The 25,186-nt window shown below is 61.5% G+C and carries 22 protein-coding genes, 1 tRNA gene and 1 pseudogene; 14 read left to right on the top strand and 10 right to left on the bottom strand.

Translation table 11 applies throughout. The features are described 5' to 3' along the window. Positions 1-37: 37 nt before the first annotated feature. Positions 38-904, bottom strand: a complete 867-nt coding sequence (locus tag MMB49_RS07270) for a D-hexose-6-phosphate mutarotase (RefSeq protein WP_047270731.1) — start codon at positions 902-904, stop codon at positions 38-40. 203 nt (positions 905-1,107) lie between these two features. Between MMB49_RS07270 and MMB49_RS07265 the strand changes: the two genes are divergently transcribed. Further along, complete coding sequence (locus MMB49_RS07265; RefSeq protein WP_229940960.1) at positions 1,108-1,608, top strand: GrpB family protein; 501 nt, start codon at positions 1,108-1,110, stop codon at positions 1,606-1,608. A gap of 212 nt (positions 1,609-1,820) precedes the next feature. Here the strand turns inward: MMB49_RS07265 and MMB49_RS07260 are convergent, their stop codons facing one another. Together MMB49_RS07260 and MMB49_RS07255 are read right to left on the bottom strand one after the other, a co-directional pair. Continuing rightward, positions 1,821-2,585, bottom strand: a complete 765-nt coding sequence (locus MMB49_RS07260) for an MBL fold metallo-hydrolase (protein ID WP_010723735.1) — start codon at positions 2,583-2,585, stop codon at positions 1,821-1,823. 300 nt (positions 2,586-2,885) lie between these two features. Further along, a pseudogene (locus MMB49_RS07255) lies at positions 2,886-3,200 on the bottom strand (transposase); the annotation flags it as partial. Positions 3,201-3,421: 221 nt separating this feature from the next. Between MMB49_RS07255 and MMB49_RS07250 the strand changes: the two are divergent. Continuing rightward, positions 3,422-4,120 (top strand): hypothetical protein, encoded by a 699-nt coding sequence (locus tag MMB49_RS07250; protein WP_047270729.1) that lies wholly within the window; start codon positions 3,422-3,424, stop codon positions 4,118-4,120. 265 nt (positions 4,121-4,385) lie between these two features. Next, entirely contained in the window at positions 4,386-5,690 is a 1,305-nt protein-coding gene (locus MMB49_RS07245) for an SAM-dependent methyltransferase (protein WP_047270727.1), read from the top strand. Between the two features lie 96 nt (positions 5,691-5,786). Here the strand turns inward: MMB49_RS07245 and MMB49_RS07240 are convergent, their stop codons facing one another. The 3 genes from MMB49_RS07240 to MMB49_RS07230 all read right to left on the bottom strand — a co-directional run bounded on the left by MMB49_RS07240 (position 5,787) and on the right by MMB49_RS07230 (position 9,103). Next, positions 5,787-6,812, bottom strand: a complete 1,026-nt coding sequence (locus MMB49_RS07240; protein WP_047270725.1) for a Gfo/Idh/MocA family protein — start codon at positions 6,810-6,812, stop codon at positions 5,787-5,789. Between the two features lie 60 nt (positions 6,813-6,872). Next, positions 6,873-7,760: a GRP family sugar transporter gene (locus MMB49_RS07235; protein ID WP_003814851.1), complete on the bottom strand. Its 888-nt coding sequence runs from the start codon at positions 7,758-7,760 to the stop codon at positions 6,873-6,875. Positions 7,761-8,059: 299 nt separating this feature from the next. Next, entirely contained in the window at positions 8,060-9,103 is a 1,044-nt protein-coding gene (locus MMB49_RS07230; protein ID WP_047270723.1) for a GlxA family transcriptional regulator, read from the bottom strand. A gap of 139 nt (positions 9,104-9,242) precedes the next feature. Between MMB49_RS07230 and MMB49_RS07225 the strand changes: the two genes are divergently transcribed. From MMB49_RS07225 to prmC, 4 genes are all read left to right on the top strand, one after another. Further along, positions 9,243-9,316, top strand: a tRNA-Ile gene (locus MMB49_RS07225). 101 nt (positions 9,317-9,417) lie between these two features. Then, entirely contained in the window at positions 9,418-9,630 is a 213-nt protein-coding gene (gene rpmE, locus MMB49_RS07220) for a 50S ribosomal protein L31 (RefSeq protein WP_003814855.1), read from the top strand. Positions 9,631-9,775: 145 nt separating this feature from the next. Then, a complete protein-coding gene (gene prfA, locus MMB49_RS07215) occupies positions 9,776-10,864 on the top strand; it encodes a peptide chain release factor 1 (RefSeq protein ID WP_047270721.1) in 1,089 nt (362 codons plus the stop codon). 264 nt (positions 10,865-11,128) lie between these two features. Further along, positions 11,129-12,118, top strand: coding sequence for a peptide chain release factor N(5)-glutamine methyltransferase (prmC, locus tag MMB49_RS07210; RefSeq protein ID WP_047270719.1), 990 nt, complete (start codon positions 11,129-11,131; stop codon positions 12,116-12,118). Here the strand turns inward: prmC and MMB49_RS07205 are convergent. Beyond that, entirely contained in the window at positions 12,061-12,465 is a 405-nt protein-coding gene (locus MMB49_RS07205; protein ID WP_081111283.1) for a maltose acetyltransferase domain-containing protein, read from the bottom strand. The two genes, prmC and MMB49_RS07205, sit on opposite strands and share 58 nt — an antisense overlap. Positions 12,466-12,753: 288 nt before the next feature. Here MMB49_RS07205 and MMB49_RS07200 point away from each other — a divergent pair, with 288 nt between their 5' ends. The 3 genes from MMB49_RS07200 to guaB all read left to right on the top strand — a co-directional run bounded on the left by MMB49_RS07200 (position 12,754) and on the right by guaB (position 16,205). Continuing rightward, complete coding sequence (locus MMB49_RS07200; RefSeq protein WP_003814862.1) at positions 12,754-13,413, top strand: L-threonylcarbamoyladenylate synthase; 660 nt, start codon at positions 12,754-12,756, stop codon at positions 13,411-13,413. Further along, complete coding sequence (locus MMB49_RS07195; protein ID WP_047270717.1) at positions 13,410-14,591, top strand: MraY family glycosyltransferase; 1,182 nt, start codon at positions 13,410-13,412, stop codon at positions 14,589-14,591. Before MMB49_RS07200 ends, MMB49_RS07195 begins: the two co-directional genes overlap by 4 nt. Before the next feature lie 69 nt (positions 14,592-14,660). After that, the gene (guaB, locus tag MMB49_RS07190; RefSeq protein WP_033509872.1) at positions 14,661-16,205 is read left to right on the top strand and encodes an IMP dehydrogenase; all 1,545 of its coding nucleotides are present in this window, start codon (positions 14,661-14,663) and stop codon (positions 16,203-16,205) included. A gap of 153 nt (positions 16,206-16,358) precedes the next feature. On the opposite strand, the gene MMB49_RS07185 is transcribed toward guaB, so the two are convergent. Next, a complete protein-coding gene (locus MMB49_RS07185) occupies positions 16,359-18,149 on the bottom strand; it encodes a glycoside hydrolase family 13 protein (protein ID WP_047270714.1) in 1,791 nt (596 codons plus the stop codon). Positions 18,150-18,472: 323 nt separating this feature from the next. Here MMB49_RS07185 and orn point away from each other — a divergent pair, with 323 nt between their 5' ends. The 3 genes from orn (at position 18,473) to MMB49_RS07170 (ending at position 21,515) form a co-directional block, all read left to right on the top strand. Continuing rightward, entirely contained in the window at positions 18,473-19,123 is a 651-nt protein-coding gene (gene orn / locus MMB49_RS07180; RefSeq protein WP_003814872.1) for an oligoribonuclease, read from the top strand. Positions 19,124-19,179: 56 nt separating this feature from the next. After that, positions 19,180-20,031, top strand: a complete 852-nt coding sequence (locus tag MMB49_RS07175) for a Cof-type HAD-IIB family hydrolase (protein WP_047270712.1) — start codon at positions 19,180-19,182, stop codon at positions 20,029-20,031. A gap of 71 nt (positions 20,032-20,102) precedes the next feature. Next, the gene (locus MMB49_RS07170) at positions 20,103-21,515 is read left to right on the top strand and encodes a DEAD/DEAH box helicase (protein WP_047270710.1); all 1,413 of its coding nucleotides are present in this window, start codon (positions 20,103-20,105) and stop codon (positions 21,513-21,515) included. 109 nt (positions 21,516-21,624) lie between these two features. Here MMB49_RS07170 and MMB49_RS07165 read toward each other — a convergent pair whose 3' ends face one another. Then, a complete protein-coding gene (locus MMB49_RS07165; RefSeq protein ID WP_163113263.1) occupies positions 21,625-22,527 on the bottom strand; it encodes a hypothetical protein in 903 nt (300 codons plus the stop codon). On the opposite strand from MMB49_RS07165, the gene MMB49_RS07160 reads away from it, so the two are divergent. Continuing rightward, positions 22,517-24,316, top strand: coding sequence for a proline--tRNA ligase (locus tag MMB49_RS07160; protein WP_047270705.1), 1,800 nt, complete (start codon positions 22,517-22,519; stop codon positions 24,314-24,316). The genes MMB49_RS07165 and MMB49_RS07160 overlap by 11 nt on opposite strands. Positions 24,317-24,638: 322 nt before the next feature. Here the strand turns inward: MMB49_RS07160 and MMB49_RS07155 are convergent, their stop codons facing one another. After that, a complete protein-coding gene (locus tag MMB49_RS07155; RefSeq protein WP_225841035.1) occupies positions 24,639-24,932 on the bottom strand; it encodes a hypothetical protein in 294 nt (97 codons plus the stop codon). Positions 24,933-25,186: the final 254 nt, after the last annotated feature.

The following is a 25,186-nucleotide window of genomic DNA, read 5'->3' as shown; positions in this document are numbered from 1 at the left end:
CCGGCAGATGCGGCGGCCGTATGAATGAATCGGTTTTTCAGCGGTTCTCGACGCTGATGCGCTGCGTGAGCGCGTGCGATTCGCCGGGAGCGAGCTCGATGGCATACTCGCGGCAGGCGGCTGCCTCGATGGCTACGAAATCGCGCCATTCGCCGGGCTGCATGTCGCCGATTTCGGTGTCGGCCGCGGTTCCCGGGTTCCATGTGACGGTCTGCTTCGTGCCATGGGCCTCGATGACGATGACGCGATCCCATGCCGGGTCATCCAGACGCAACGTGTCGGTGGAGTAGTAGATGCGGTCGACCGTGGTGCCGTCGAAGGTCACCGGCTCATCGGGCTGCACGCGGGGAGGGTACCCGGCGACCGTGGCGTCGAGATAGTCGGAGCCCTCCAATCCGTGTAGGCTCACCTGGGTCAGGTCGCCGACATGGAAGTGCGTATGCAGCGCGGTCTCATAGCGCAGCGGCTCGGTACCGTCGTTGGTGACGGTCAGCGTCATGGTCAGCTCCTTGCCGACTTCGATGTCGTAGACCGCATGGAACCGCGGGGAGGCCCCGGAATGCAGCTGGGCGAGCAGTTCGGGCGTCGCGTCGGCGTCGGACAGCGTGTATCGGATGCGTCGGTCGTCGGTCGCGTCCTCGTCCACATGCCAGACAGTGGTGCGGGCGAACCCGTGCTTCGGCTTCTTACCGGCGATTTCGCCATGCTCGAAACCGAGTGCGAACCATGGCAGTACCACGGGCACGCCTCCGCGGATCGGTTTGCCCAGATAGACGGCCTTGGGCTGCCATACGGCGGGATGGCCGCCCGCGGGCGTCCAGGAGAGCACGTGAGCGCCGAAATCGCTGATCTGCGCGGCACCGTCTTCATTGGCGACGTTGCGAATAGTAAACGTAGTAATCATAGATCACAGTATATGCCGATGCCGGCCTTTGAAAATACTTACCTTGGTCATAGCTGTTTTTTATATAAAATGTTTGAACACCTTTGAACACTTTATGATGAAATACCAAGATTCTGAAAAGTAAGCCTGTTATTCTTCCTCTTATTGACATTGTGAAACAGACAAATCGGGATTTGTGGAGGTAAAGAGAATGATTACAAAGCATGTTGTTGTGCTACCTTATGATAAAACACTGGGCGCGGGATTTTTGTGAAATCAAGAGTGAAATTCAGGAAGCTCTTGATCAACTGGCTCTTGCAATAGAACATGTTGGCAGCACTTCAGTGCATGGTTTATCAGCGAAACCGATTATTGATATTGATGTCGTCATTAAAGATTACTCCATGCTTGACGCTGTAATCTCTGCCTTAGAAAGAATCGACTATCACCATGAAGGAAACCTTGGTATTGCCGGACGGGAAGCATTTAAATATGAAGGCAAAACCCATTTGCGGAAGCATCATCTATATGTATGCCCGCGAGATTCTGAGGAACTGAAAAGGCATATTGCTTTCCGTGAATATTTGCGTTCTCATCCGGAAGCTGTGCGTGAATACAGTAGAATTAAAGAAGAAGGCGCTGCGCTCTATCCATTTGATATTGAGAAGTATATCGAACATAAGTCACCGTTTGTCGAAAAAATCTACTCAGAAATAGGGATATGACAAATTTCAGTTTGTATGCAACAAACGTTTGAACACTTTTTGAACACCGCAACCGTGATGAAGTCTTCAAAGCCCCTTTCTATCAGTATTTGAGATTAAGTAAAACGGTTCGATTCCGGTCTGTGGCATTGATGAAAAGTGAGAGAAACGTTGAATTTACAGCGTTTCTCTTATTTTGTTATTGTATAAAATTGTAAAACTAAGATTGCATTTCAGATATGGATTTGAAACCCCTCATAGCTGAAAATACCATTCCCTTGTTTTAATTTCCCTTCATTTGACAAGTTGTGAAAAGCTGTCTCTATCTTGTCAATTATAGTAACTGGAATAGATAAATGATGATGTCCTGGCAAAATTCGACTTATCTTTAAAGATTGAATTTTTCTAACAGACTTCCAAAATTCTTGTGGGTTTGTTGATGGATAAAAAGCATCAAGGCAACCGCTATATATCAAATCGCCGGAATACAGATATTTTCTATCCGCTTCATAGAAACAACAATGTCCGGGAGAATGACCGGGCGTGTGAATAACTACCAACTTTCTGTTTCCTAAGTCAATACAATCTTCATCATGTAAAATCATTTGCGGAACCCCTTGAAAAATCTGATATTTCTCTACATTAAAATCCGAGGGGAAATCACATGGATTGCACATAATATTGTTTTTTACCACTTGCAAAGGTATAGGGAATTTGACCGATAGCCATTCTTTTTCTGCTTCATGAACTGCAATAGACCGAAAATATTTATGTCCACCGATATGATCCCAATGAACATGAGTAGTGATTACTGTAACGGGCAGTTTCGTCAATCCATCAATAACCTCTCTGATGTTGGAAACACCTAAACCTGTATCAATCAGAATGGCTCTTTTTGTCCCACACAATAGATAACAATGTGTTTCTTCCCAGTGTCTGTATTCGCTGATGACGAATGTATCTTGGTCTATTTGTTCGACGGTAAACCAACTGTCCATATACTATTCTCACTCCCTAAAAATTCTTTAGGTTAGAATCGATGATGGGGTAAACGAAAAAGCAGTTTTGGCATTCCAGTGAACTGCCCCTTCGTTTACACCATTTTCGATTTGACCTAATTGAACAAAGTGGGCGTCCGTGTAGCTGCTACCTATGGACTTTCAATCTTTTGTTCTTATACATGATTATACAGGATTTCCTGTGCAGAAGTTACAGAAATCAAGTGTTTTCAGATAAATAGGTACAACAACAAAACCTCAAACATTGAGGCTTCAGAAAACATATGAAAGAACAAGATTTTAACATCTTTGCGGTACTCTAAGCTGTGGTTTTCCAAGATGCCCACCACAGGATTTACATACACAAATGTTTATCTCATAAAGTTGTTTTAATATTTCCGGCATTTCCTTACCACGCAGCTTTGAGAGATACTTTTGGCAGCCAAGAAGATTCCGGCACAAAGTAAGTTTCTTGCTTTTAGTACGAGAACATAACAAACCATAATGCCGAATTCTGACAAAACGTTTTGGCGGTACGTGCATCAGAAACCGTCGTATAAATTCAACACCGGAAAGGGTCAGTTCTTTCCATTGTCCTTTGTTCCGGTAATCTTTTACAGAAAAACGGCTGTTCTTTACTCAATGCTCTGTCGACGGCGAAGTTGGCGCGGATTCACTGCATGCTGGACATCGGAGACTGATATGAAAAAAAATAATCGACGGATCAATCAGCCGACCGGTCTGGCCGCTGATGAATACCGTTGCTGAACTGTGATTGAAAGATATATCCGTATGCCTCAGGCATATGACATGAGTTACGTGAGGAGCTGTTACTGATGAAGCAGTCAAACGTCATCAAGGGCACGCTCGCCGTCGTGGCGCTCGTTGCGGCGCTGGTGGTAGGTGTCGCCGTGCATATGCATTCCGTCGGCTCTCCGACTGCTGGCCACTCGACGCAGAATACGGCGAAGACCGCGACGGAGACCACGGCGAAGACCGCAAAGTCCATCACCGCCGACTATCCCGGCTACTCTTCCGTCGAAGAGGGCGTCAAGGCCGCCGGTCTGGTGGTCACCGGTGTCCCGCTCGACTCGCGCGAGCGCATCCTGTATCCCGAGATCGATTTCACGTCCGGAACGCCTGAAACGAACCCGCAATACGGGCTGACGGAGGACGACATCGACATGGACGCGCTGGGCGTGCCGGAGACCGTCACCCGGGTGCGTGTCACCAAAGTCATCAAGGGCGACGCGAAAGTCGGCGACATCATTGAGGTCGCGCAGGTGGGCGGCGTCGACAAGAGCGGCATCGTTCGACGCGAGACGTCAACCACGCTGCTGAACGAGGCGAAGGCGAGTGGCACCGCCGAGTTCCTGCTGCTACTCAACGAATATGACGTCGTCTACAATGCCATCAACCCAATCTCCGGAGTGCTTGACGTCGATACCGATGGGCACGTCACCGCGTTGAAGTCGTCTGGCGAGTCCGGCGGCATCGGCGAATCCCTGAAGGAGTACACGAACGCCGTCTCATGACGGCTGGTCCGGGATCATCCTGAAAACCGCGGCCCCGCTGGCCGCGTTCCGATTCACATGCGGAATGCGACTGGCGCGGCCGCGCTGTCCATATATATCCGCCAAATGCTCGCTTTCAGAGTGACCGGTCACATAGTGGTTGCCCGATGCATGCATAGTGAGCGTTTTTGTTTCCTCGCAGCGCGAAAAATGACGACGCGGGACTACAGTGACACGGTGATTGCCATATCCGGCAAGTCGCAGTCGTTGGGAAAAGAGGCGAAACATGGGCAGTGGAAAAACCATGTTGGTAAGTGAAATGGCGCAGGCGGTCCTCAGAGAGGACGCGCCGGTGTGCATCGAAGCCTTCGACGGATCGACGTTCGGGCCGGAAGACGCCGACCTGCAGGTCCGGGTCACCAGTCCTAAGGCCATCTATCAGTTGGCGAGCAACCTGAACGAGATCGGTTTGGCCCGCGCATACATCCTGGGCTACTTCGACATCGAAGGACTGGACGTGGCCGACCCGTATCCGCAGCTGCGCAAGCTCGTCGAACTGGCATCGTACATCCGAAAGCCATCTCCGCTCGAACTGGCGCGCATGGGGGCGGCCGTTCTCAGCCACGGCTACCACAAGGTGGAGGTGCCGCAGTCCGAAGGCCCCTCGAAATTCGAACGCATCAAGTCCGGTCTGTTCCCGCACACCGAAAAGGCCGACTCCGAGACCGTCAGCTTCCATTATGACCTGTCGAACGAGTTCTACGCCGACTTCATCGGACCGTCGATGACGTACACGTGCGCGGTGTTCGACACGCCCGACATGAGCCTGGATGACGCGCAGCGCAACAAAATCGACCTGGTGCTCGACAAGCTGGACCTCAAGCCCGGCGACCGCATGCTCGACATCGGATGCGGCTGGGGCGCTCTGGTCATCGCCGCAGCCAAGCGCGGCATCAAGGCACTGGGCGTATCGCTGTCGCACGAGCAGATCGAGTACGGTCAGGAGTGGATCAGGCGCGAAGGGCTGGAGGATCTGGCCGAGCTGCGCGTGATGGACTACCGCGAAGTGCCGGAACGAGACTTCGACGGCATCACCTCGGTGGGCATGATGGAACATGTGGGCGCGAAGAACTACCGCCACTACTTCGATGAGATGTTCAAGCTGCTCAAGCCGGCCGGCCGCCTGCTCAACCACCAGATCACGATCTCCAAGGACAAGCCGAACAACCGGCCCGGAACGGACGAGTTCCTCGACCGATACATCTTCCCCGACGGCGACCTCGCCTCGCCCGGGTTCATCGAGTCGGCGCTGCACGACGCCGGCTTCGAGGTCGTCAACCAGGAGAACCTGCGGCAGCATTACGCGCTGACGCTGCATCATTGGAACGCCAATCTCAAGGCCAACTGGGCCGACGCCGTCAAGCAGGTCGGCTACGAGCGGGCGAAGGTGTACGGCCTGTATCTGGCCGCGTGCGAGTTGAACTTCGAGCTCAACGGCATCCAGGTGCATCAGTTCCTCGCCGTCAAGCCCGACAAGGAGGGGCTGCCGAAGGGCAACTGGTACCCGCTGCGTCCGTGGTGGGCGGCCTGAGCCTGGACGTGTCGCCCTGTTGGCGTCATAAATTTCCGCCAGCAGGATGCACGCATTGCCCCCGCTGGCGGGCTGAGCCGTTGAACAAACGGCGGATTACCGGTACAGCGCCGGCTGCTCGTTGAGCGTCACGGGGATGCGCCCGCCGTGGTGCAGGCTGTCCAGCGCGGCGTCGGCAACCACGTTCGCCACATAGCCGTCCCATGCGGTCGCCTCCTTGCCGCCCGGCTGCCGGTCGGCCTCGATATTCGCGAAGAACCGGTCGAACTCGCGGTCGTATGCCTCGATGAATCGGTCGAACCAGGCGGACGAGATCGCGTGGCTGATCTGACCGGCCTTGCGCACCTCCGGCGTGGAGACATCCGGCAGCGAGATGATGCCGGACTCGCCGACCAGGCGGCATTGGATGTCGTAGCCGTACTGGCAGTTGACGTTCGCCTCGGCTGTGGCGAGGGCTCCGTCGGAGAACTCGACGATGGCCAGCTGCGGTTCGCGCAAGGACTCCCCGTTCGGGTTGAGCGTGTTCATCCGGGCGAACTTCATCTCAACGCTGGTGATGTCGCCGTCGAACATGTAATGCAGCATGTCGAAGTTGTGGATGAGCGTGTCGTTGATGACGTTGTCGGTGCCGTAGTAGCTCGTGGATGCCTGCGCGTTGTAGTGACGCATGCCGGCCATCAGCAGGGCGCCGATCTGTCCGTCGCCGACGAAGGTCTTCATCGCGTCGTAGCCGGGGTCGAAGCGCCAGTTGAAACCGACCTGAATGGTTTTGCGGCCCTTGGCCACCTCGGCTTCGACGACCTTCCAGCTGTCGGAGCCGTTGATGGTCATCGGCTTTTCGGTGAACGTCGGCTTGCCGATCGCGATAGTGTGCAGCAGCGGGTCGAGATGCACGTCGTTGCGGCTGGCGATGACGACGGCGTCGACGTTCGGATCGTCGATCAGTGCATCGGCCGAATCGTAGATCGTCGCGTCGAGGCGGTTGTCTTCGATGGCCTGCTTCGCGTTGCCGAGCACGGTGTCGTATACGCCGACGACCTGCGCGTTGCCGCATTTGTCCGTGATCCGACGCACGTGGTCGCGGCCCATGGCGCCGCATCCGATGAAACCGACATTGATCATGGTTGATACTCCCTTGTTGACTTGTTGATGATGTGATGGTTGATGATGCGCGGGCGGCGGTCATGCGTTCTTCGTGATGCCGATCAGGATGCCGCCGAGCGCGATGAGAATCATGCCGGCGATGACGAACGCCATCTCCTTCTTGGTCTTCTTCTCCTTGAGAATGAACAGGCCGCCCAGCGTGGCGACGATGACGTTCATCTGCGATAGCGTCCAGCCGACCGCCAGACCGTTCATCTCATTGGACAGCATCACGGTGAGGTTCGCGGTGGCGAACAGGGCGCCGGTGCTCATGTTCATCCAGCTCTTCTTGCCGAACACGCCGATTTCGGGGTCCATCGCGTCCTTGCCGCTCATGCAGAAGGAGATGATTGTCGTGCCGAGCACCATGAACACGGCCTGCGGGAACAGCATGTCCCAGCTGGAGACCGAGAAGAACTTGCCGGCGGCGGCGTAGCTGGTATACAGCAGTGAGGAGATCAGGGTGATGAGCAGGCCGCGCTTCAGGTTCGACGGACCCTTGTCCTCGCTCTTCTCCTGGAAGGCGGTGCAGGCGACGCCGACGATGATGACGACGAGCGCGCAAATGCCGAAGCCGAACTGCCAGCCGTGCGTCCATTCATGGAAGAACAGCGCGCCGAGCAGGGTGGTGAACACCAGCTGCATGCCAGTGGACAGCGGCATGGCGCGGGCCACGCCCAGATAGTCGAAGGACTTGATCTGCAGTATCTGCGCGATGCTCCACGGGATGCCGTTGATGGCCGCGGCCGCGATCAGCGTCCACGACCAGTTGATCGGGTGGAAGATCAGCACCACGATACCGAACAGCAGCGTGGTGAGCACCATGCCCATCTGCTTGTTGGCGGTGGTGCCGCCGACCTTCTGCATGACAATGCCCTGAAAACCCCAGCCGAATGCGGGGACCAGGGCCAAGAGGATAGGCCACATGTTCGTATCCTTTCATCGCGCCGGCATGACACACATCCGCGTCTGTCATGATGGCGTTAACAACAATGTTTCAAGTCCGAGTCTAAGCGTCGGTCGCGGGAAAACCGGGTGCCGATGCGGTCGGTTCGCGCCAAATATCGGTAAGAACGCGCCACTTTGCCCCGCCGATGGTTCAGCGAATCATTCTCAATAAGAAAAGTGTGAGGAATGCGCACAGTACCGAACAAAACGAACACAGAGAGATCCGCGTCATGTGGCCGGTATCCGACTCCTCATGTTCGTTTCGCCGGCCAGCGGGCTCACACGTTTTCCGTCGGACGCAATTCGGTGCGCAAAAAATCCTGACGATACCGACTCGGACTGACGCCGAACGCGGCGGAGAAATGCTTGCGCAGCGAATCCGCGTTGCGCAGTCCCGTTCTCAGCGCGATCTGCTGCATCGGCAGATCGGTGAGCTCCAGCAGTTCCTTGGCGGCGTTCAGACGCTCCGTCAGCAGCCAGATGCTCGGCGGCACCCCCATGACCTCGCTGAACCGGCGCTGGAACGAGCGCGTGGAGGAGTGGGAGGTCTGCGCAAGCGTCGTCAGCGTCCAGTCATAACTGAGATGCTCGCGGACTCTGCGGGTCAGCGCGATGATCTCGTCACTCTGCCGGGACGGTCGCGGCAAGACGGACGGAGCGCCGTCGCTGCGCCGGGTGGCCACCGAACGGGGGTAATGCATCATCAGCATGTTCGCCTCCGCCGTCGCCAGGGACTGCCCGGCATGTTCGGCGAGCAGCGCGATGCACAGATCGAGACAGATGCTGCCGCCGGCGGACGTCCAGATGCGCTGCTTCGCGTTGTGCGTCAGCAGACGGTCCTTCTGCACCAGCGCCTTGGGAAACTGCGCGGCCAAATCGTCGAGGAACGGCAGGTGCGTGGTGCATTCCACGCCGTCGAGCAGACCGGTCCATGCCAGCGCGAACACGCCCGTGCACATGGCCGCGATCTCCACGCCCTCGCGGTGGGACGCGACCAGCCAGTCGCGGATGGCGAGCGCGTCGGCGGGATCGGCTGTGAACAGCCATGCCTTGGCGTTCCCGGTGCGCCTGTCGGTGGCGATCTCATGCGGGTTGGCGAAACCGGGGATGATGATCAGATCAGGTTTCTCGTGGTAGTCGCGCAGCGCGGTGGTGGCGATGGACATACCGTGGTCGAGTGCCTTGGAGCTTGCATTCGCGATGAAGTCGATGACCGGACGGTCGGACGAGCCGTACATGACGGAATCGTCGTCGAAGATCTGGATGATGGAGATGACGTCGAACGCCCACATCGTGCCGGGCAGCGGTACCGCAATGCGCATGTGCGTTCCTTTCCGCGTGTCCCGGCCCGATTGCCGGCCCTGCCGACATGATAGCCGTGGCAGACGATGGGCGGCTGGGAGGGTGTCGCAAGTCCGATGGTCTGCTATACAATAATATGGTTGGCCTCTTCGCCAACGTGGGGCTGTAGCTCAGTCGGTTAGAGCATCGGACTCATAATCCGCCGGTCCAGGGTTCAAGCCCCTGCGGCCCCACTGAAATCCATGCCTCGGCGTATACTTCTGTAGGTTCCGGTTCACGCCAGCCATCGGGGCGCGGCGACCCGGGTCCCCCGAATCCTCTAGGAGACAAAACCATGCAGCAGGGTATCCATCCTGATTATCATGCCGTTGAAGTCCTGTGCTCATGCGGCAACACCTTCGTCACTCGTTCCACCTACAAGGGCGACCACATGACGGTCGACGTGTGCTCGAAGTGCCACCCCTTCTACACCGGCAAGCAGAAGATTCTGGACACCGGTGGCCGCGTCGCTCGCTTCGAGAAGCGTTACGGCAAGAAGACCAAGTAGCGTATCTGACGCCAGTCCCGCACGGGTTGGGCGCGCTTCGGCGCACCCGCTCGGGGGACTGGCGTTTTTGTATCTGTAATGGCGTCGCGACAGCGATGATGACGCGGTGCCGACCGTTGTTACTATCCGGAAGGACAAGCCAGACATGGCAGTCGAGCAGTTCCCCGCGGCACAGACCGCGTTGGAGGAATACCAATCCATCGAACAGCGGATGGCGAGCCCCGAGGTGGTGACGAACCCCGATAAGATGCGCAAGCTGGGTCGTCGTCATGCCGAACTCGGCGCGATTGTATCCGCGTATCAGTCATACACGGCCGTGCGCGACGACCTTGAGGCCGCGCGCGAGATGGCGGGGGAGGACCCCGAATTCGCCGATGAGGCCAAGCGGCTCGAAGCCGAGCTGCCGGCGGCCGAGGAGAAGCTGCGGAACGCGCTGATCCCGCGCGACCCCGATGACGCCCGGGACGTCATCATGGAGATCAAGGCCGGTACGGGCGGCGAGGAGGCGGCGCTGTTCGCCGGCGACCTGCTGCGCATGTATCTGCGATACGCCGAGAAGCGCGGCTGGGCCGTCACCGTGCAGTCCGAGAACACCACCGAGCTCGGCGGCGTCAAGGACGTGCAGATCGCCATTCGCGCCAAGGGCACGCCCGCGCCGGAGGACGGTGTGTGGGCGAGCCTGAAATACGAGGGCGGCGTGCACCGCGTGCAGCGCATCCCCGTCACCGAATCGCAGGGCCGCATCCAGACCTCCGCGGCCGGTGTAATCGTGTTCCCCGAGGCCGACGAGGACGACGACGAGATCGAGATCGATCCGAAGGACCTGAAAATCGACATCTTCATGAGCTCCGGTCCAGGCGGACAGTCCGTGAACACCACGTACTCCGCCGTGCGCATGACGCACATCCCCACTGGCATCGTGGTGAGCATGCAGGATGAGAAGTCGCAGATCCAGAACCGCGCCGCCGCGTTGCGGGTCCTGAAATCGCGCCTGCTCGCCATGAAGCATGAGCAGGAGGCCGCCGAGGCCGCCGATATGCGCCACTCGCAGGTGCGTTCGCTCGACCGTTCCGAGCGCATCCGCACCTACAACTTCCCGGAGAACCGCATCGTCGACCACCGCACCAACTACAAGGCGTACAACCTCGACGCCGTGCTCGACGGCGACCTGCAGGCCGTGATCGACTCCGACATCCAAGCCGACGAGGCCGAGCGGCTCGCCAACCAGCAGTGACCGGCCATCGGCGGGGTCAGAGTGATGGTTCCCTGGGGAATCGCACCCCCGTTGATGTCTCTGCGTCGCTAAGTGCGCGCCGAAACGACAAGTGCGCGCACTTAGGAACGGAAAATCCGTGGTTTGCGTCGCTATGTGCGCGCGTACTTCGTTTCGGCGCGCACTTAGCGACGCAACGGCGAATATGCCGGCAGACGCCCCGGTGCGAAACGCCGTGATATGAACGCCCTGAGACGATGAGCCACCAACGAGCGGAAGGACACCATGACATCCGAATCCATCCATGACGTGACAGACGTGATACGCTCCGCGGCGCGGACGCTGCATGACGCCGACATCGACACGCCCGAGCATGATGCCAAGTTGTTGCTCGCCGAGGCGTGCGGCCGCGACCTGCGCGACATAGACAAGGCGATGTTGATGGGGGAGCCTCTGGACGGCCTGCCACACGAGCATGCGAGTTTTGATGCCCCGGATGCCGGCGCCGCGAGCTCCGACAGCTCCGACACTGTGGGCGATGCCGTCACCACGGCGCTCGCCCGATTCCACGCCATGATCGCTCGGCGGGCCGCACGTGAACCGTTGCAGTACATCACAGGCCATGCCCCGTTCCGCTACCTCGATCTGGAAGTCGGTCCGGGCGTGTTCATCCCGCGCCCGGAAACCGAGACCGTGGTGCAGGCCGGCATCGACTGGCTCACGCGCGAACGGCTGTCCACCCCGCGTATCGTGGATTTGTGCGCGGGCAGCGGCGCCATCGGACTGTCCCTGGTCACCGAGGTGCGCGGCGCGCAGGTGTGGGCGGTCGAGAAGGTGCCGCGCACCTATGACTGGACGATGCGCAACTGGCGGAGGATATCACGTCTCGACCCGCTGGCCGCCGATAATTATCATCTCGAGCTCGGCGACGCCACCAGCGGCACGACGCTGACCCAGTTTGACGGCACCATCGACATGGTGGTCACGAATCCGCCGTACATCCCCGAAGCGCAGATCCCCGAACAGCCCGAAGTGCGCGACCATGATCCGAAGGTGGCGCTGTATGGCGGCTCCGCCGACGGCACGCTGATACCGGAGCGGATCGTGATGCGAGCGGCGGGATTGCTGCGCCCCGGCGGCGTGCTGGTGATGGAGCATGACATCTCTCAGGGGCCGCGGCTGGTCTCCTTCGCACAGGCCAACGGGTTCGGCCAGGCTCATACCGGCGACGACTGGACCGGCCGGCCCCGGTACCTGTTCGCGGTCAGATCCTGACCCAGGATCTGATGCCGTGGCCGGGCCGAGCCGGCGCCGATCACGCAGCCCTCGCTGATCGTCACGCCGCCGACCACCGTCACATTGCCGCCGAACCAGCAGTTCGACCCGATCACGATCGGCTTGCCATACTCGTAGTCGTAATACGACCCGTCAGCCGCACGCCGCACGTTGCGGTCCTGGAACCGGATCGGATGCATCGGCGGCAGCAGCTCGTCCAGTACCGCGGCTCGGCCGGCATGGTCTCCCCGAGGCAGCGCGTTGAACCGGGTGCACAAGTCGCCTGCGCGCTCTCGCATAGCGGAGAGCTCGGGGCCGGCGGGATTGTAGAGTTTGCCGGCGAGCATTTCCTCGCGCTCGCGGGCGGATACGGTCGTGTCTCTCGCCGTACCGTCACATGAGGCCCGTCGTCGCCGGCGCCGGCCAGCGCCAAGTCGTGGCGCAATGGTGCAATGGGAAGCCGTGTCCAGGCCGGCCCGCGCGACGCGGGGGAGAGCGAACCCGTGGCGTCGGGCCATGCACCGGCCTACCATCGGTGTGGCAGGACGTGCCATAATACTTGGATAGCGGTATTCGGATACGCGTGGCGGCATGTGACCGCCGCGATGGGCGTGATACGCGATACGGGAGGTCTGATGAGTGCGGTTCGCAAGGTGAATGAGGAATCCCTCGCCGAGGCGGCGTCGGTCATCGCAGGCGGAGGCTTGGTGGTCATTCCCACCGACACGGTGTATGGCGTGGCCTGCGACCCGCGCAACGAGGCCGCAATCGACCGCATCTATCAGGTCAAGAGCCGCCCGCGCTTCAAAGCGCTGCAGGTGCTGCTGGCATCCGTCGACCAGTTGGACGGGCTCGGGCTCGACTTGCCGTCGCCGCTGAACCGGCTGGCCGCGCAGTTCCTGCCTGGTGCGTTCTCGCCGATCGCGGTGGCCCGCGAGGACTGCACGCTCGCCACGGTCAGTGCCACCCCGCAGGGCAGGCGTACGCAGGGCATCCGCGTGCCGAATTCGGCCCTGACCCTGCGCATATTGAATGAGCTCGGTCCTCTTGCCGCGTCGAGCGCGAACCGTTCCGGCGACGAAAGCGCGCAGACGGTCGAAGAGGCCGTGCAGGCGTTCGGCGACGATGTGCAGCTGTATCTTGACGGCGGGCCGACGCAAGGCCATGTCGCCAGCACGGTGGTCGCCGCCGACCCTCATGAGCGCGACGGCATCGTCATCCTGCGAGAGGGTGTCATCCCTCAGCCCGTCGTGCGCAAGGCCGTGCACATGAACGGTGGTGGTCTGGGCGCATGAGGATATATCTGCTGATCGCCGCCATCGCAGGCGGCGTCACCTGGCTGGTCACGCCGCTGATTCGCCATGTCGCCATCCATATCGGCGCGGTCGGAGAGGTTCGTGCGCGCGACGTGCACACCATCCCGACGCCGCGCATGGGCGGACTGGGCATGCTGATCGGATTCGCGTTTGCAATGATCTACTCCAGTCGCATCGCATTCACGACCGGACTGTTCGAGAACAACAACCAGGAGTGGGTGATCCTCGCCGGCGCGGTGCTGATATGCCTGCTGGGCATGGCCGACGACCTGTGGGATCTGGACTGGATGCTGAAGATGGCCGGGCAGCTGCTGATCTCGGTGTTCGTGGCGTGGGGCGGCCTGCAGATCATATCGCTGCCGATCGGCTCCCTGATCACCGCCAGCCCCAGTATCTCGGTGACGATCACCGCGATACTGATCGTCGCGTCGATCAACGCGGTCAATTTCGTCGACGGCCTGGATGGCCTCGCGGCGGGCATCGTCGCCATCGGCGGCGTCGCGTTCGCCGCGTACTCCTACATCATCGCGCGCAATTCGCCGTCCTACGCCTCGATGGCGACGCTGATCGACGTGGCGATGGTCGGCATCTGCATCGGGTTCATCCTGCACAACTGGCATCCGGCCAAGCTGTTCATGGGCGACTCCGGCTCGATGCTGCTCGGGTATCTCATCACCTGCGCGTCAATCGTGATGACCGGCCGTCTGGATCCGGCGTCGATTCATGCCAGCGTGTACCTGCCGGTGTTCATGCCGATCCTGCTGCCGATCCTGGTGCTGTTCCTGCCAGTGCTGGACATGTGTCTGGCGATCGTGCGCCGACTCAGCCACGGGCAGTCGCCGATGCACCCGGACCGTATGCATCTGCACCACCGCATGCTGCGCATCGGCCACACCGTGCAGGGAGCGGTGCTGATTCTGTGGGGGTGGGCGGCTCTGATCGCGGTCGGCTCGATCATGACGTTGTTCTTCAAGGTCCATTATGTGCTCATCGGCTTCGTCATCGCCGTGGTGTTGCTGACGGTGGCGACGATGTACCCGTATCTGAAGCGTCGCCTGCCGGAGATCGCCGCGGAGAACCAGTCGTATGCATCCGCGCGGCGACGGGCACGTCATTCGTTTGACGAAAGCGGTGACGGGAAAAAACGGCGCCCGTGACCTGCCGATGATGATGGTCGAGACCATGTTCGTGTCGCATTCGTCGCATTACGCTCATATAGTGAATACATGGCTACAAATTCTGAAGCGAATATGCAATCCTATGCTCCCGTCCCCCCGATTTTCTCCAAGCTGGGCCTCGCGTATGACGATGTGCTGCTGCTGCCGAACGAGACGGACGTGATTCCCTCCGAAGTCGACACCACCACTCATCTGACCCGTGAGATCACCATGAAGGTTCCGGCGATCTCCGCGGCGATGGATACCGTCACCGAATCCGAGATGGCCATCGCCATGGCCCGCAACGGCGGTATCGGTGTGCTGCACCGCAACCTGTCGATCGACGACCAGGCGGCCCAGGTCGATGTGGTCAAGCGCTCCGAGTCCGGTATGATCACCGACCCGCTGACCGTCAACCCGGACGTCACGCTCGCCGACCTCGACAAGCTGTGCGGCAAGTTCCACATCTCCGGCCTGCCGGTCGTTGACGAGGAGAACCGCCTCGTCGGCATCATCACCAACCGCGACATGCGCTTCATCCCGTCCGAAGACTACGACCACCTCAAGGTCAAGGACGTGATGACCAAGGAGAACCTCATCACTGGTCCGGCGAACATCTCCAAGGATGACGCCCACCGTCTGCTCGCCCAGCACAAGGTCGAGAAGCTGCCGCTGATCGACGACAACGGCAAGCTCGCCGGCCTGATCACCGTCAAGGACTTCGTCAAGACCGAGCAGTACCCGGACGCCACCAAGGACGAGCAGGGACGTCTGCGCGTGGCCGCCGGCATCGGCTTCCTCGGCGACGCCTGGCAGCGCGCCTCCGCTCTGATGGAGGCCGGCGTCGATGTGCTCGTCGTCGACACCGCCAACGGCGAGGCCCGTCTGGCGCTCGACATGATCAGCCGCATCAAGCGCGACCCCGCCTTCCGCGGCGTGCAGGTCATCGGCGGCAACATCGCCACCCGTTCCGGCGCCCAGGCCATGATCGACGCGGGCGTCGACGCCGTCAAGATCGGTGTCGGCCCCGGCTCCATCTGCACCACCCGCGTGGTCGCCGGTGTCGGCGTCCCGCAGCTCACCGCCGTCTATGACGCCGCCCAGGCATGTAAGGCCGCCGGCGTGCCGTGCATCGCCGACGGTGGCATCCACTACTCCGGAGACATCGCCAAGGCGCTCGTCGCCGGTGCCAACACCGTCATGCTCGGCGGCACGCTGGCCGGCTGCGAGGAGGCTCCGGGCGAGAAGGTCCTGCTGCACGGCAAGCAGTACAAGCTGTACCGCGGCATGGGCTCGCTGGGTGCCATGGCCCCGCGCGGCAAGAAGTCCTACTCCAAGGACCGTTACTTCCAGGCCGACGTCACCTCCAACGACAAGGTCGTTCCGGAAGGCGTCGAGGGCGAAGTGCCGTACCGCGGACCGCTGAACGCCGTGCTGTACCAGCTGATCGGCGGCCTGCACCAGTCCATGTTCTATGTGGGCGCGCACAACATCGCCGAGCTGCAGGAGAAGGGCCGCTTCATCCGCATCACCGACGCCGGCCTGCGCGAGTCGCATCCGCACGACATCGTGATGACCACCGAAGCGCCGAACTACACCGGCTTCCACAACTGATAGGCCGATGCCGATCGGTTCATAGGATTCGGCTCATATGAATATGATGGCGGGCTCCCCTCACGATTTGCGAGGGGAGCCCGCCATCTTGCATATAGGCCCGGCCGCGTCGAATCGGCTCCGCCGCCCGCATCGTGGCTGGCGCGGGCAGGCCTACCGCAGCCGCATCCAGACGGACGTATCCTGCGGCAGCCGGCCGTCATCGGTGAGCGGCGCGGACGAGAGCAGCACCTCGCCGTCGGGCAGCGAAACCGGTGTGGCTCCGAAATTCGTCAGATTCGCCCAACCGTTGGCACGACGGTAGGCGATCACGCCGCCGGGCTGGCCGTCGGCGCCGTCGCGCATGCCGCTCGGACGGTTCTCGGGAAGCAACGTGCAACTGGTGTCCGGAGTCTGCATCTCGTGACGCAGCCGCAGCACGCGACGATAGAAGTTCAGCATGGAGCCGTCGTCGGCGTCCTGGATGTCCATGGCGAAATCCTTGAACCACGCGGGCTGCGGGAGGTGTGGTTCGGCGTCACTGACGGCAGGGGAGAACCCGAACGAGCCGGCATGGACGTGCCTCTTGCCGGACGTGTACGTCTCGGGCACGTCGGACGCGACCCAGGGCAGCGGCACGCGGCAGCCGTCACGGCCCTTGGTGGACTGCGCCCGCGAGGTGCGCAGGCCGGAGGGATCCTCGATGCGGTCCCATGGAATATCCGCCACCTCGAACAGGCCCAGCTCCTCGCCCTGATACACGTAGGCCGAGCCGGGCAGCGCCATTTCGAGCATCAGTGCGGCGCGTGCCCGCAATGCGCCGGCCTGGCGATCCTCGATATAGGTGGTGCCGTCACGCAGCAGCCAGTCGTTGGCGATCTGATGGTATTCGCCGGTCGGCACTTGCGGCAGCGCGTAACGCGTGGCGTGGCGCGGCACATCATGGTTGCTCATCACCCAGGTGGACGTCGAGCCCGACATCTCGGCGCACGCCAGCCCCTCGTCGATGGCTTTGCTCATCGCGTCGAAGGTCCAATCCGCCTTGGCGAACTCGAAGTTGAACACCTGCCCCAGTTCATCCGGTGACGCGTACAGGTACTGGCGTTCCGGCCGGACCCATGCCTCGGCGACCGCGAAGCGCGGGGGATCGTAGCGGTTGAACACCTCGCGGCGCCACTCACGGTAGATGTCGTGCACCTCGTCGCGGTCGAGCACTGGGTGGGATCCGTCCGCGGGCATGTCGTTCGTGCTCATCACCACGTAGTCGTCGAGGTCGTCGCGGTCGAGGTCCTTGGCGAGCCCGTGCGCCACATCGATGCGGAACCCGTCCACGCCGTGATCGCACCAGAAACGCAGCGTCTCAAGGAAATCGGCGCGCACGTCCGGGTTCCTCCAGTTCCAGTCAGGCTGCTCCTTGGTGAACATGTGCAGGTACCATTGGCCGTCGTCCACGCGCGTCCATGCCGGACCTCCGAAATGGTTCTGCCAGCGGGTCGGCGGCTCGTCGCCGTTCGGGCCCTTGCCGTCGCGGAAGATGTACCGGTCGCGCGCGGGGGAGCCGGGGCCGCCCGCCAGCGCCTGACGGAACCAGGGGTGCAGGTGGGAGCTGTGGTTGGGCACGATGTCCACCACCACTTTGATGTCTGCCGCATGCGCGGCGGCGGCCAGCCGGTCGAAGTCGTCCATCGAGCCGAGCTTCGGATCCACGTCACGGTAGTCGGCCACGTCGTAGCCGCCGTCCGCGAGTTCGCTCGGGTAGAAGGGCGACAGCCAGATCGCGTCGACGCCCAGCTGCCGCAGATAGGGGATCCGCCCGGTGATGCCATTGATGTCGCCCAGACCGGAGCCGGTGGTGTCCTGGAAGCTGCGCGGGTAGACCTGGTAGACCACGGCCTGCCGCCACCACAGTGCCGGGTCGATCTCGGCGTCGTGCCGCGTCGTGATAGATTGCGTTTCCTCTGCCATGTAGTCCTCCTGGCCGTATGCATGTACCGCTGCCGTTCCTGCGCTGCCGTAATGGCGCGCGGCCGGCCGCGTCCCGAATGTCCAAGATTATATCCGTCCCGTTTCCCCCGGGACGATGACGGCACCGCGCACCAAGGGTACGGGCTCGGCCTCGCGCTCGCCCGTGACGTGGCGAACCGTATGGGGGCTCGGTCGCGGTGGAGTCCTCATCCCCGTCCGGCACTACGATGCTGCTCTCTTTCCCGCTGGCCTGACGGTGCGTCCCCGGTCTGCTATAGCCTGTAACGTTCCCTAGGAAAACACAGCAGGAAAGGCGGCTTGCGATGGTCGACAGCCATGATGCGGAAACGTACAGCGCGAAGGATTCGCGCCTGATCTGGATTGATTGCGAGATGACGGGACTTGACATCTTCGGTGGCGACGAGCTCGTCGAGGTGTCAGTGGTGCCTACCGATTTCGACCTCAACGTGTTGGACGAAGGCGTGGACTACGTCATCAAGCCGTCCGACGCCGCCGTCGCGCACATGAACGACTTCGTGCGCGCCATGCACACCCGTTCCGGGCTCATCAACGAATGGGAGCACGGCCTGAGCCTCGAAGAGGCGGAACGCAAGGTCACCGAATACGTGCTGCGGTTCACGCCGGACGGAGTCAGGCCGCTGCTCGCGGGCAACACCATCGGCTCCGACAAAAAATTCCTCGACCATTACATGCCGGGTCTCATGAGCCATCTGCACTACCGCAGCGTGGACGTGAGCACGCTGAAGGAGCTCGCGCGCCGCTGGTACCCCGCGGTGTATGAGAACCGCCCCGCCAAGAACGGCGGGCACCGCGCCCTCGCCGACATCATCGAGTCGCTGGACGAGCTTCGCTACTACCGTCAGGCGTTCATGGCGCCGGCTCCCGGCCCGAACGAGGCCGAGTCGAAGGCCATCGCCGACCAGATCGTCGCCACCAGCCTGCTGAATAAGTAGCCGGCCGGTCTCGAAAAACAGAAAACGTCACGCACACGACTGAGAGGAACGACACCATGACCGCGAACGATTGGACCGCCATCTGCGACAAGCCGCACGACATCCGCCTGATCGTGGCGGACATGGATGGCACGCTGCTGGACGGCGACAGCAACATCCCCGATGACTTCTGGCCGCTGCTCGACGAGCTGCACGCCAAGGGTGTCGAGTTCGTGCCGGCTTCCGGCCGCCAGCTCGCCACGCTGCGCTCCATGTTCGCGGACCGCGTCGACGGCGCCATGTCGTATATCGCGGAGAACGGCAACGTCGTGGTCGCCGGCGACAACGTCATCGACGTGCACGGGGTGAGCTGGGATATCACGCGTACGCTGATCGATCTGGTGGACGCCGCGGTGGCGTCGGGCTCGCATGACATCGGACTCGTGATATGCGGTCTGAACACGGCGTACATCCATCGGCAGGACAGGCCGTTCGTCGAGGAATGCTCCAAATACTACAAGGCGCTGCGCATCGTGGACGACCTGCACGAGGTGCTGGAGACCGAGGACGAAACCGTGCTGAAACTGGCGATCTTCGATTTCGGCGACGCGCAAGGCATGGCCGCGGACCTGCTGGGCGATGTGGAACGCACCCATCAGGTGGTGGTATCCGGAGCGCACTGGGTCGATATCATGAATCCCGGAACCGACAAGCGGCAGGGTGTCGTCGCGCTGCAGCGGCATCTCGGCGTCACGCCCGCGCAGACGGCGGTGTTCGGCGACTATCTCAACGATTTGCAGATGCTCGACGCCGGCGAATGGTCGTTCGCCATGGCCAACGCGCATCCGGATCTGAAACGCGCGGCGCGGTACATCGCGCCGGCCAACACCGAGCACGGCGTGCTGCAGGTGGTCCGCCGGCTGGTCTGAGCCCGCAGGCGAGCGATGTCATACGCCAGGGCGCGCGGATCGTGCGTGATGCATGAGCTTAAGGAGGGCATATGCGGCAGTCTGAGGCGCTCGCGATTCTGAACGCCGGCGCGAACGTGTTCCTGACGGGTGCGCCCGGCGCAGGAAAGACGTACGTGCTGAACGAGTTCATCCGGCAGGCGCGCGCAGACGGCGCGAACGTGGCCGTCACCGCGTCAACGGGCATCGCCGCCACGCATATCGACGGCCAGACCATCCACTCGTGGAGCGGCGTCGGACTCGCCAACGTGCTGACGCCAAATCTGCTGAAGACCATCAAGACCCGTCGTCGGCGCAAGATACAGGCGGCCGACGTGCTCATCATCGACGAGGTGTCGATGATGCACGCTTGGCTGTTCGACATGGTCGATCAGGTGTGCCGTGAAGTGCGGCATGATCCTCGGCCGTTCGGCGGATTGCAAGTGGTACTGTCCGGCGACTTCTTCCAGCTGCCGCCGGTCTCCGTGTCCGGGCGCGACCGCGACGTGCTGCCGCCCGGCCCGGATTTCGTGGCGTCCCGCGAACGGTATGCGAAGGCCGGACTCAATCCGGAAGGATTCGTCACCGAATCGCTGGTGTGGGGCGAACTCGCGCCGGTCATCTGCTATCTGACCGAGCAGCATCGTCAGGACGACGGCCGGCTGCTGCACGTGCTCACCGACATCCGCGCCGGATGCGTGGATCAGGATGACCGTGACGCGCTCGTCACGCGGCTCGGTGTGACACCGAAGCCGGGCGAGGTGGCGGTCCACCTGTTCCCCGTCAACCGGCAGGCCGATAATCTCAACGATTCCAGGCTCGCGCGGATAGGCGAGGAGCCGCACGAGTTCCATGCCGAGCAGATGGGGCCGGCCCACCTGGTCGAACGGCTCAAGCGCAACATGCTGGCGCCGGAGTGCCTCGTGCTCAAGACCGGTGCCGCCGTCATGGCACTGCGCAACGACGCCGACCACCAGTATGTCAACGGTTCGCTCGGTACCGTGCGCGGCTTCGCCAACGAGAACAAGGGCGGCTGGCCCATCGTGGAATTCGAGAACGGCAACATCGTCACGATGAAGCAGGCCACGTGGGAGATGATGGACGGCGACACGGTGATGGCGTCCGTGGCGCAGGTGCCGTTGCGATGCGCATGGGCGATCACCATCCACAAGTCGCAGGGGATGACCCTCGACCGGGCGGTGATGGATCTGAGCCGCACGTTCGCGCCCGGCATGGGATATGTGGCGCTCTCGCGTGTGGAACGCATGAGCGGATTGTATCTTGCCGGCGTCAACGAGCGCATGTTCGCGGTTTCGGCGGATGCAGTGATGCTCGACGGCGATTTGCGCGGCAGGTCACAGGCCGCCAGCGCGCGGCTGGGCGACGAGGGCGTGGCTGCGTTCCGGCCGCAAACGCCTCACGAGGACGAGCCTGCTGGCGAATTCGAACAAGCCGAGCTGTTCTAGCGGTGGCTGCTTTCGGATATGGGACTGTTATTGGGCGGAGGAAGACATCAATCCCGCGAAAGTCCCATTTGAGATGGTGCTGATGGGACTTTCGCCGGGTAGCGGTGCGCTAGCGCAGCTGTGAGATGCGTTTTCCGAGCGATTGCACCGATTCGAGGCTTGCCTCGTAGCGCGCGGCGGCACCGAATATCCAGCGCAGGTTGCGGGTCGCGCTGTCGGCCATCGGATGGCATGTACGCAGCCATGCGGTGGCGGCCAATGCCGGCAGCAGCACATATGCGGCAATCGCCACGAGGTTTTTCTCAACCATGCGATTGCTGAAATCGGCGATCGCGATGACGGTAAGGCTCAAAGCGCTGATGAAGGCGACGATGATGCGCTCGGCGACATATTGCCCGGGCCGATAAGACAGGCGGCTCCCGCGAGCATAGTGAAGACAGCCACGCTGACGGCTTCGGACATGTATCTCGGCAGCATCGGCAGGTCGCACAGCAATCAGCGACACGGGCAAAGAGAAAGAGGCGTACAGGGACCATGCGCGCAACGGTTGACGGCCTTTCTGATGAACCGCCCGCAGTGCTATCGTCACGCAGCCCAGACCGAACAGCACCGCGCCGGGCGGCAATGAGCAGAACAAGCCCGGTACCGTGCCGGGTGGCACGTCGGGTGATGGCTCGCCTTCCGCCAAGCCGGGCGCGAACACGGGCGTAGTTGCCGGGGGCAAGACGTCCGCGGCCGATTCGCTGGCCCATACCGGTATCGACATGTCGCTGGTGACCGTCCTGGCGATGGCCATGCTGGCGGCCGGCATTACCCTCGAACGGCTGCGCCGGATGACGCGATAAGCGCGGCACGGCTGCGAGGCCAATACGAAGGCCGCTCGCTCGGTGAGCTCCGGGTGGGTGGCCTTTTTCGATACTGCGGGTTTGCCGAACTGAACCGGGCCCGCAATGTCCCCGAACGCGAATACCTTGGAACCCATGAGTTCCAAAGCACTTCGAATGTCCACCATGTTCCTGCGCACGCTGCGCGAGGATCCCGCCGACGCCGACACCGATTCGGCGAAACTGCTGCTGCGCGCCGGCTATGTGCGCAAGGCGGCTCCCGGTATCTGGACCTGGCTGCCGCTGGGTCTGAAGGTCCTCAACAAGATCGAGGCCATCGTCCGCGAGGAGATCGACGGCATCGGCGCCCAGGAGGTCCACTTCCCGGCGCTGCTGCCGCGCGAGCCGTATGAGGCCACCCACCGCTGGGAGGAATACGGCGAGAACCTGTTCCGTCTGAAGGACCGTCACGAGGCCGACTACCTGCTCGCCCCCACGCATGAGGAAATGTTCACGCTGCTGGTCAAGGATATGTACTCCTCGTACAAGGACCTGCCGGTCACGCTCTACCAGATCCAGACCAAGTACCGCGACGAGTTCCGCCCGCGCGCGGGCCTGATCCGCGGCCGCGAGTTCATCATGAAGGACGCTTACTCGTTCACCATCGACGAGGAGGGCATGAAGAAGGCGTACTACGACGAGCGCGGCGCCTACGAGCGCATCTTCCAGCGTCTCGACCTGAAGTACGTGCCCGTGTTCGCGATGTCCGGCCCGATGGGTGGTTCCGCGTCCGAGGAGTTCCTGGCCCCCATGGCGATTGGCGAGGACACGTTCGCGCTGGCGCCCTCCGGCAAGGCGTGGAACGTCGAGGCGCTGACCACCCCAGAGCTGCCGGCCGTGGACAGCTCCGCCGTGCCCGCGATGGAAAGCCGTGAAACCCCGGATTCCAAGACCATCGAGGATCTGGTCGCCACCGCCAACCGTCTGTACCCGCGTGAGGACGGTCGCGAATGGACTGCCGCCGACACGTTGAAGACCGTGGCCGTGACTGTGCTGCACCCCGAGGACGATGATCATGAGGGGCCGTGGCGCGAGGTCATCGCCGTGGCGCTGCCCGGTGACCGTCAGGTCGATATGAAGCGTCTTGAGGCGCAGTTCGCGCCCGCCGAGCTGGAGGAATCCACCGAGGACGATCTCAAGGCCCATCCCGAGATGGTGGCCGGCTACATGGGGCCGATGGTCTTCGGCAAGCAGGGCGAGGCCGCGGGCGTCGCCGAACCGGTGCGCTTCTTCATCGACGCGCACGTGGCTGAGGGCACTGAGTGGATCATCGGCGGCGACGAGGCGGGCAAGCACCGCTTCCACGCCGTGTACGGCCGTGATTTCAAGGCCGACGGCACCGTCGAGGCGGTCGAGGTGCGCCATGGCGACATGAGCCCGGATGGTTCCGGCCCGCTGAGCTTCGAGCGCGGCGTGGAGATTGGCCAGGTGTTCCAGCTTGGCCTCAAGTACTCCAAGGCGCTTGACCTCAAGGTGCTCGACCAGAACGGCAAGACTGTGCCCGTGTGGATGGGCTGCTACGGCATCGGTGTCTCCCGCGTGCTCGCCTGCATCGCTGAGACGCATCATGACGAGCGCGGTCTGGCATGGCCGACCGTCATCGCGCCCGCCCAGGTGCACGTCGTCGCCACCGGCAAGGATGCGGCGGCGTTCGACGCGGCCGAGAAGCTGGTCGCAGAACTGGAGGAGCGCGGCATCGAGGTCATTTACGACGACCGCAAGAAGGTCTCCCCGGGCGTCAAGTTCAAGGACGCCGAGCTGATCGGCGTGCCGCTGATTGCAGTCGCCGGCCGTGACACCGTGAATAACGGAACAATCGAGATCCGCAACCGTGACGGCTCCGATTCCGCCGCCGTGCCGGTCGCCGACGCTGCGCCGACGCTGGCGTCGCGTCTGGACACGCTGCTCGGCAAGTAGTCCGACAGCTTTCCTGATCGCTCGAAGTGGGGTCTTTCATGCGAAAGACCCCACTTCTGCGTTTTATCCCGGGAATCCAAACGACCAGTGTCAGGAACGCCAATACCGCCAGCAGGATATTGGTCTGCTTGTTGCGCAGAGATGCAAGCATTATGCAGATCGCTATGAGCAATGCGACGAATTCCAGGCAGGATAAGATGTACGCGATGATGCGCAGACGATTCATCGCCGTGCCGTTCTGCCTTGCGCTGCTCGCCACAGTGACAGCGGCCATGATTACGGCAAGCGTCAGGGCGATACCGGCGGTGATGAGACCTGGAATTCATGTCTGCGGTGAGCTGGAGACATACAGCTGCTCTGCTGCGCGGCCGGTGGTCGAATCGGTCAGTCCCGGCACATGCGGACCGAACGTCAGATACATGGCGAAGTGTCCGATGGAAGCGCCCAATGCGTTGATGATGATGAATTGCAGGACGAGAACATTAGCGATGGCGACGATCCAGGGCCGATTATTGAAGGCGCCGCCCAATATCCATGGCATTATGCCCCCGGGGCCGAACAGGATGGGCAGAACCGCGATCGGCCGCCAGTCGCCCGCCAGGGTGATGCCGAACATGTGCAGATACTATTCCCCCATCCTCGCGCTGTCACGGGTCTGTCGCATTCATGGCGGTCTGCCCCATGATATTCCCCTTGCTGTTCGTCTGCGATACCGAACCCAGCATAGCCGGTCATGAATGAGCCGGGCATTGACGGCGTGATTGTGGATAACCGGTTTTCTATCCACATGCTGTCCACAACACGCCAAAGGGGTAGCCTTCGACCACATTGTCCGAAAACCATGTGATGCCGGCGGGAAATCTGCGATAG

The sequence above is a fragment of the Bifidobacterium sp. SKU genome (assembly GCF_026016405.1).
Classification (GTDB): domain Bacteria; phylum Actinomycetota; class Actinomycetes; order Actinomycetales; family Bifidobacteriaceae; genus Bifidobacterium; species Bifidobacterium bifidum.
The sequence above is the reverse complement of the archived record's forward strand: the minus strand, read 5'-3'. Positions and strand labels throughout refer to the sequence as shown.

What these genes read in the sequence shown, in the direction of transcription:
- MMB49_RS07155 (WP_225841035.1), bottom strand. Translation starts at nt 24,932, where the DNA reads ATGTTCGGCATCACCCTGGCGGGCGACTGGCGGCCGATCGCGGTTCTG.
- rpmE (WP_003814855.1), top strand. Translation starts at nt 9,418, where the DNA reads ATGCAGCAGGGTATCCATCCTGATTATCATGCCGTTGAAGTCCTGTGC.
- MMB49_RS07235 (WP_003814851.1), bottom strand. Translation starts at nt 7,760, where the DNA reads ATGTGGCCTATCCTCTTGGCCCTGGTCCCCGCATTCGGCTGGGGTTTT.
- MMB49_RS07170 (WP_047270710.1), top strand. Translation starts at nt 20,103, where the DNA reads ATGCGGCAGTCTGAGGCGCTCGCGATTCTGAACGCCGGCGCGAACGTG.
- MMB49_RS07245 (WP_047270727.1), top strand. Translation starts at nt 4,386, where the DNA reads ATGGGCAGTGGAAAAACCATGTTGGTAAGTGAAATGGCGCAGGCGGTC.
- MMB49_RS07160 (WP_047270705.1), top strand. Translation starts at nt 22,517, where the DNA reads ATGTCCACCATGTTCCTGCGCACGCTGCGCGAGGATCCCGCCGACGCC.
- guaB (WP_033509872.1), top strand. Translation starts at nt 14,661, where the DNA reads ATGGCTACAAATTCTGAAGCGAATATGCAATCCTATGCTCCCGTCCCC.
- MMB49_RS07250 (WP_047270729.1), top strand. Translation starts at nt 3,422, where the DNA reads ATGAAGCAGTCAAACGTCATCAAGGGCACGCTCGCCGTCGTGGCGCTC.
- prmC (WP_047270719.1), top strand. Translation starts at nt 11,129, where the DNA reads ATGACATCCGAATCCATCCATGACGTGACAGACGTGATACGCTCCGCG.
- prfA (WP_047270721.1), top strand. Translation starts at nt 9,776, where the DNA reads ATGGCAGTCGAGCAGTTCCCCGCGGCACAGACCGCGTTGGAGGAATAC.
- orn (WP_003814872.1), top strand. Translation starts at nt 18,473, where the DNA reads ATGGTCGACAGCCATGATGCGGAAACGTACAGCGCGAAGGATTCGCGC.
- MMB49_RS07195 (WP_047270717.1), top strand. Translation starts at nt 13,410, where the DNA reads ATGAGGATATATCTGCTGATCGCCGCCATCGCAGGCGGCGTCACCTGG.
- MMB49_RS07265 (WP_229940960.1), top strand. Translation starts at nt 1,108, where the DNA reads ATGTTGTTGTGCTACCTTATGATAAAACACTGGGCGCGGGATTTTTGT.
- MMB49_RS07205 (WP_081111283.1), bottom strand. Translation starts at nt 12,465, where the DNA reads ATGCTCGCCGGCAAACTCTACAATCCCGCCGGCCCCGAGCTCTCCGCT.
- MMB49_RS07165 (WP_163113263.1), bottom strand. Translation starts at nt 22,527, where the DNA reads ATGGTGGACATTCGAAGTGCTTTGGAACTCATGGGTTCCAAGGTATTC.
- MMB49_RS07260 (WP_010723735.1), bottom strand. Translation starts at nt 2,585, where the DNA reads ATGGACAGTTGGTTTACCGTCGAACAAATAGACCAAGATACATTCGTC.
- MMB49_RS07200 (WP_003814862.1), top strand. Translation starts at nt 12,754, where the DNA reads ATGAGTGCGGTTCGCAAGGTGAATGAGGAATCCCTCGCCGAGGCGGCG.
- MMB49_RS07240 (WP_047270725.1), bottom strand. Translation starts at nt 6,812, where the DNA reads ATGATCAATGTCGGTTTCATCGGATGCGGCGCCATGGGCCGCGACCAC.
- MMB49_RS07230 (WP_047270723.1), bottom strand. Translation starts at nt 9,103, where the DNA reads ATGCGCATTGCGGTACCGCTGCCCGGCACGATGTGGGCGTTCGACGTC.
- MMB49_RS07175 (WP_047270712.1), top strand. Translation starts at nt 19,180, where the DNA reads ATGACCGCGAACGATTGGACCGCCATCTGCGACAAGCCGCACGACATC.
- MMB49_RS07270 (WP_047270731.1), bottom strand. Translation starts at nt 904, where the DNA reads ATGATTACTACGTTTACTATTCGCAACGTCGCCAATGAAGACGGTGCC.
- MMB49_RS07185 (WP_047270714.1), bottom strand. Translation starts at nt 18,149, where the DNA reads ATGGCAGAGGAAACGCAATCTATCACGACGCGGCACGACGCCGAGATC.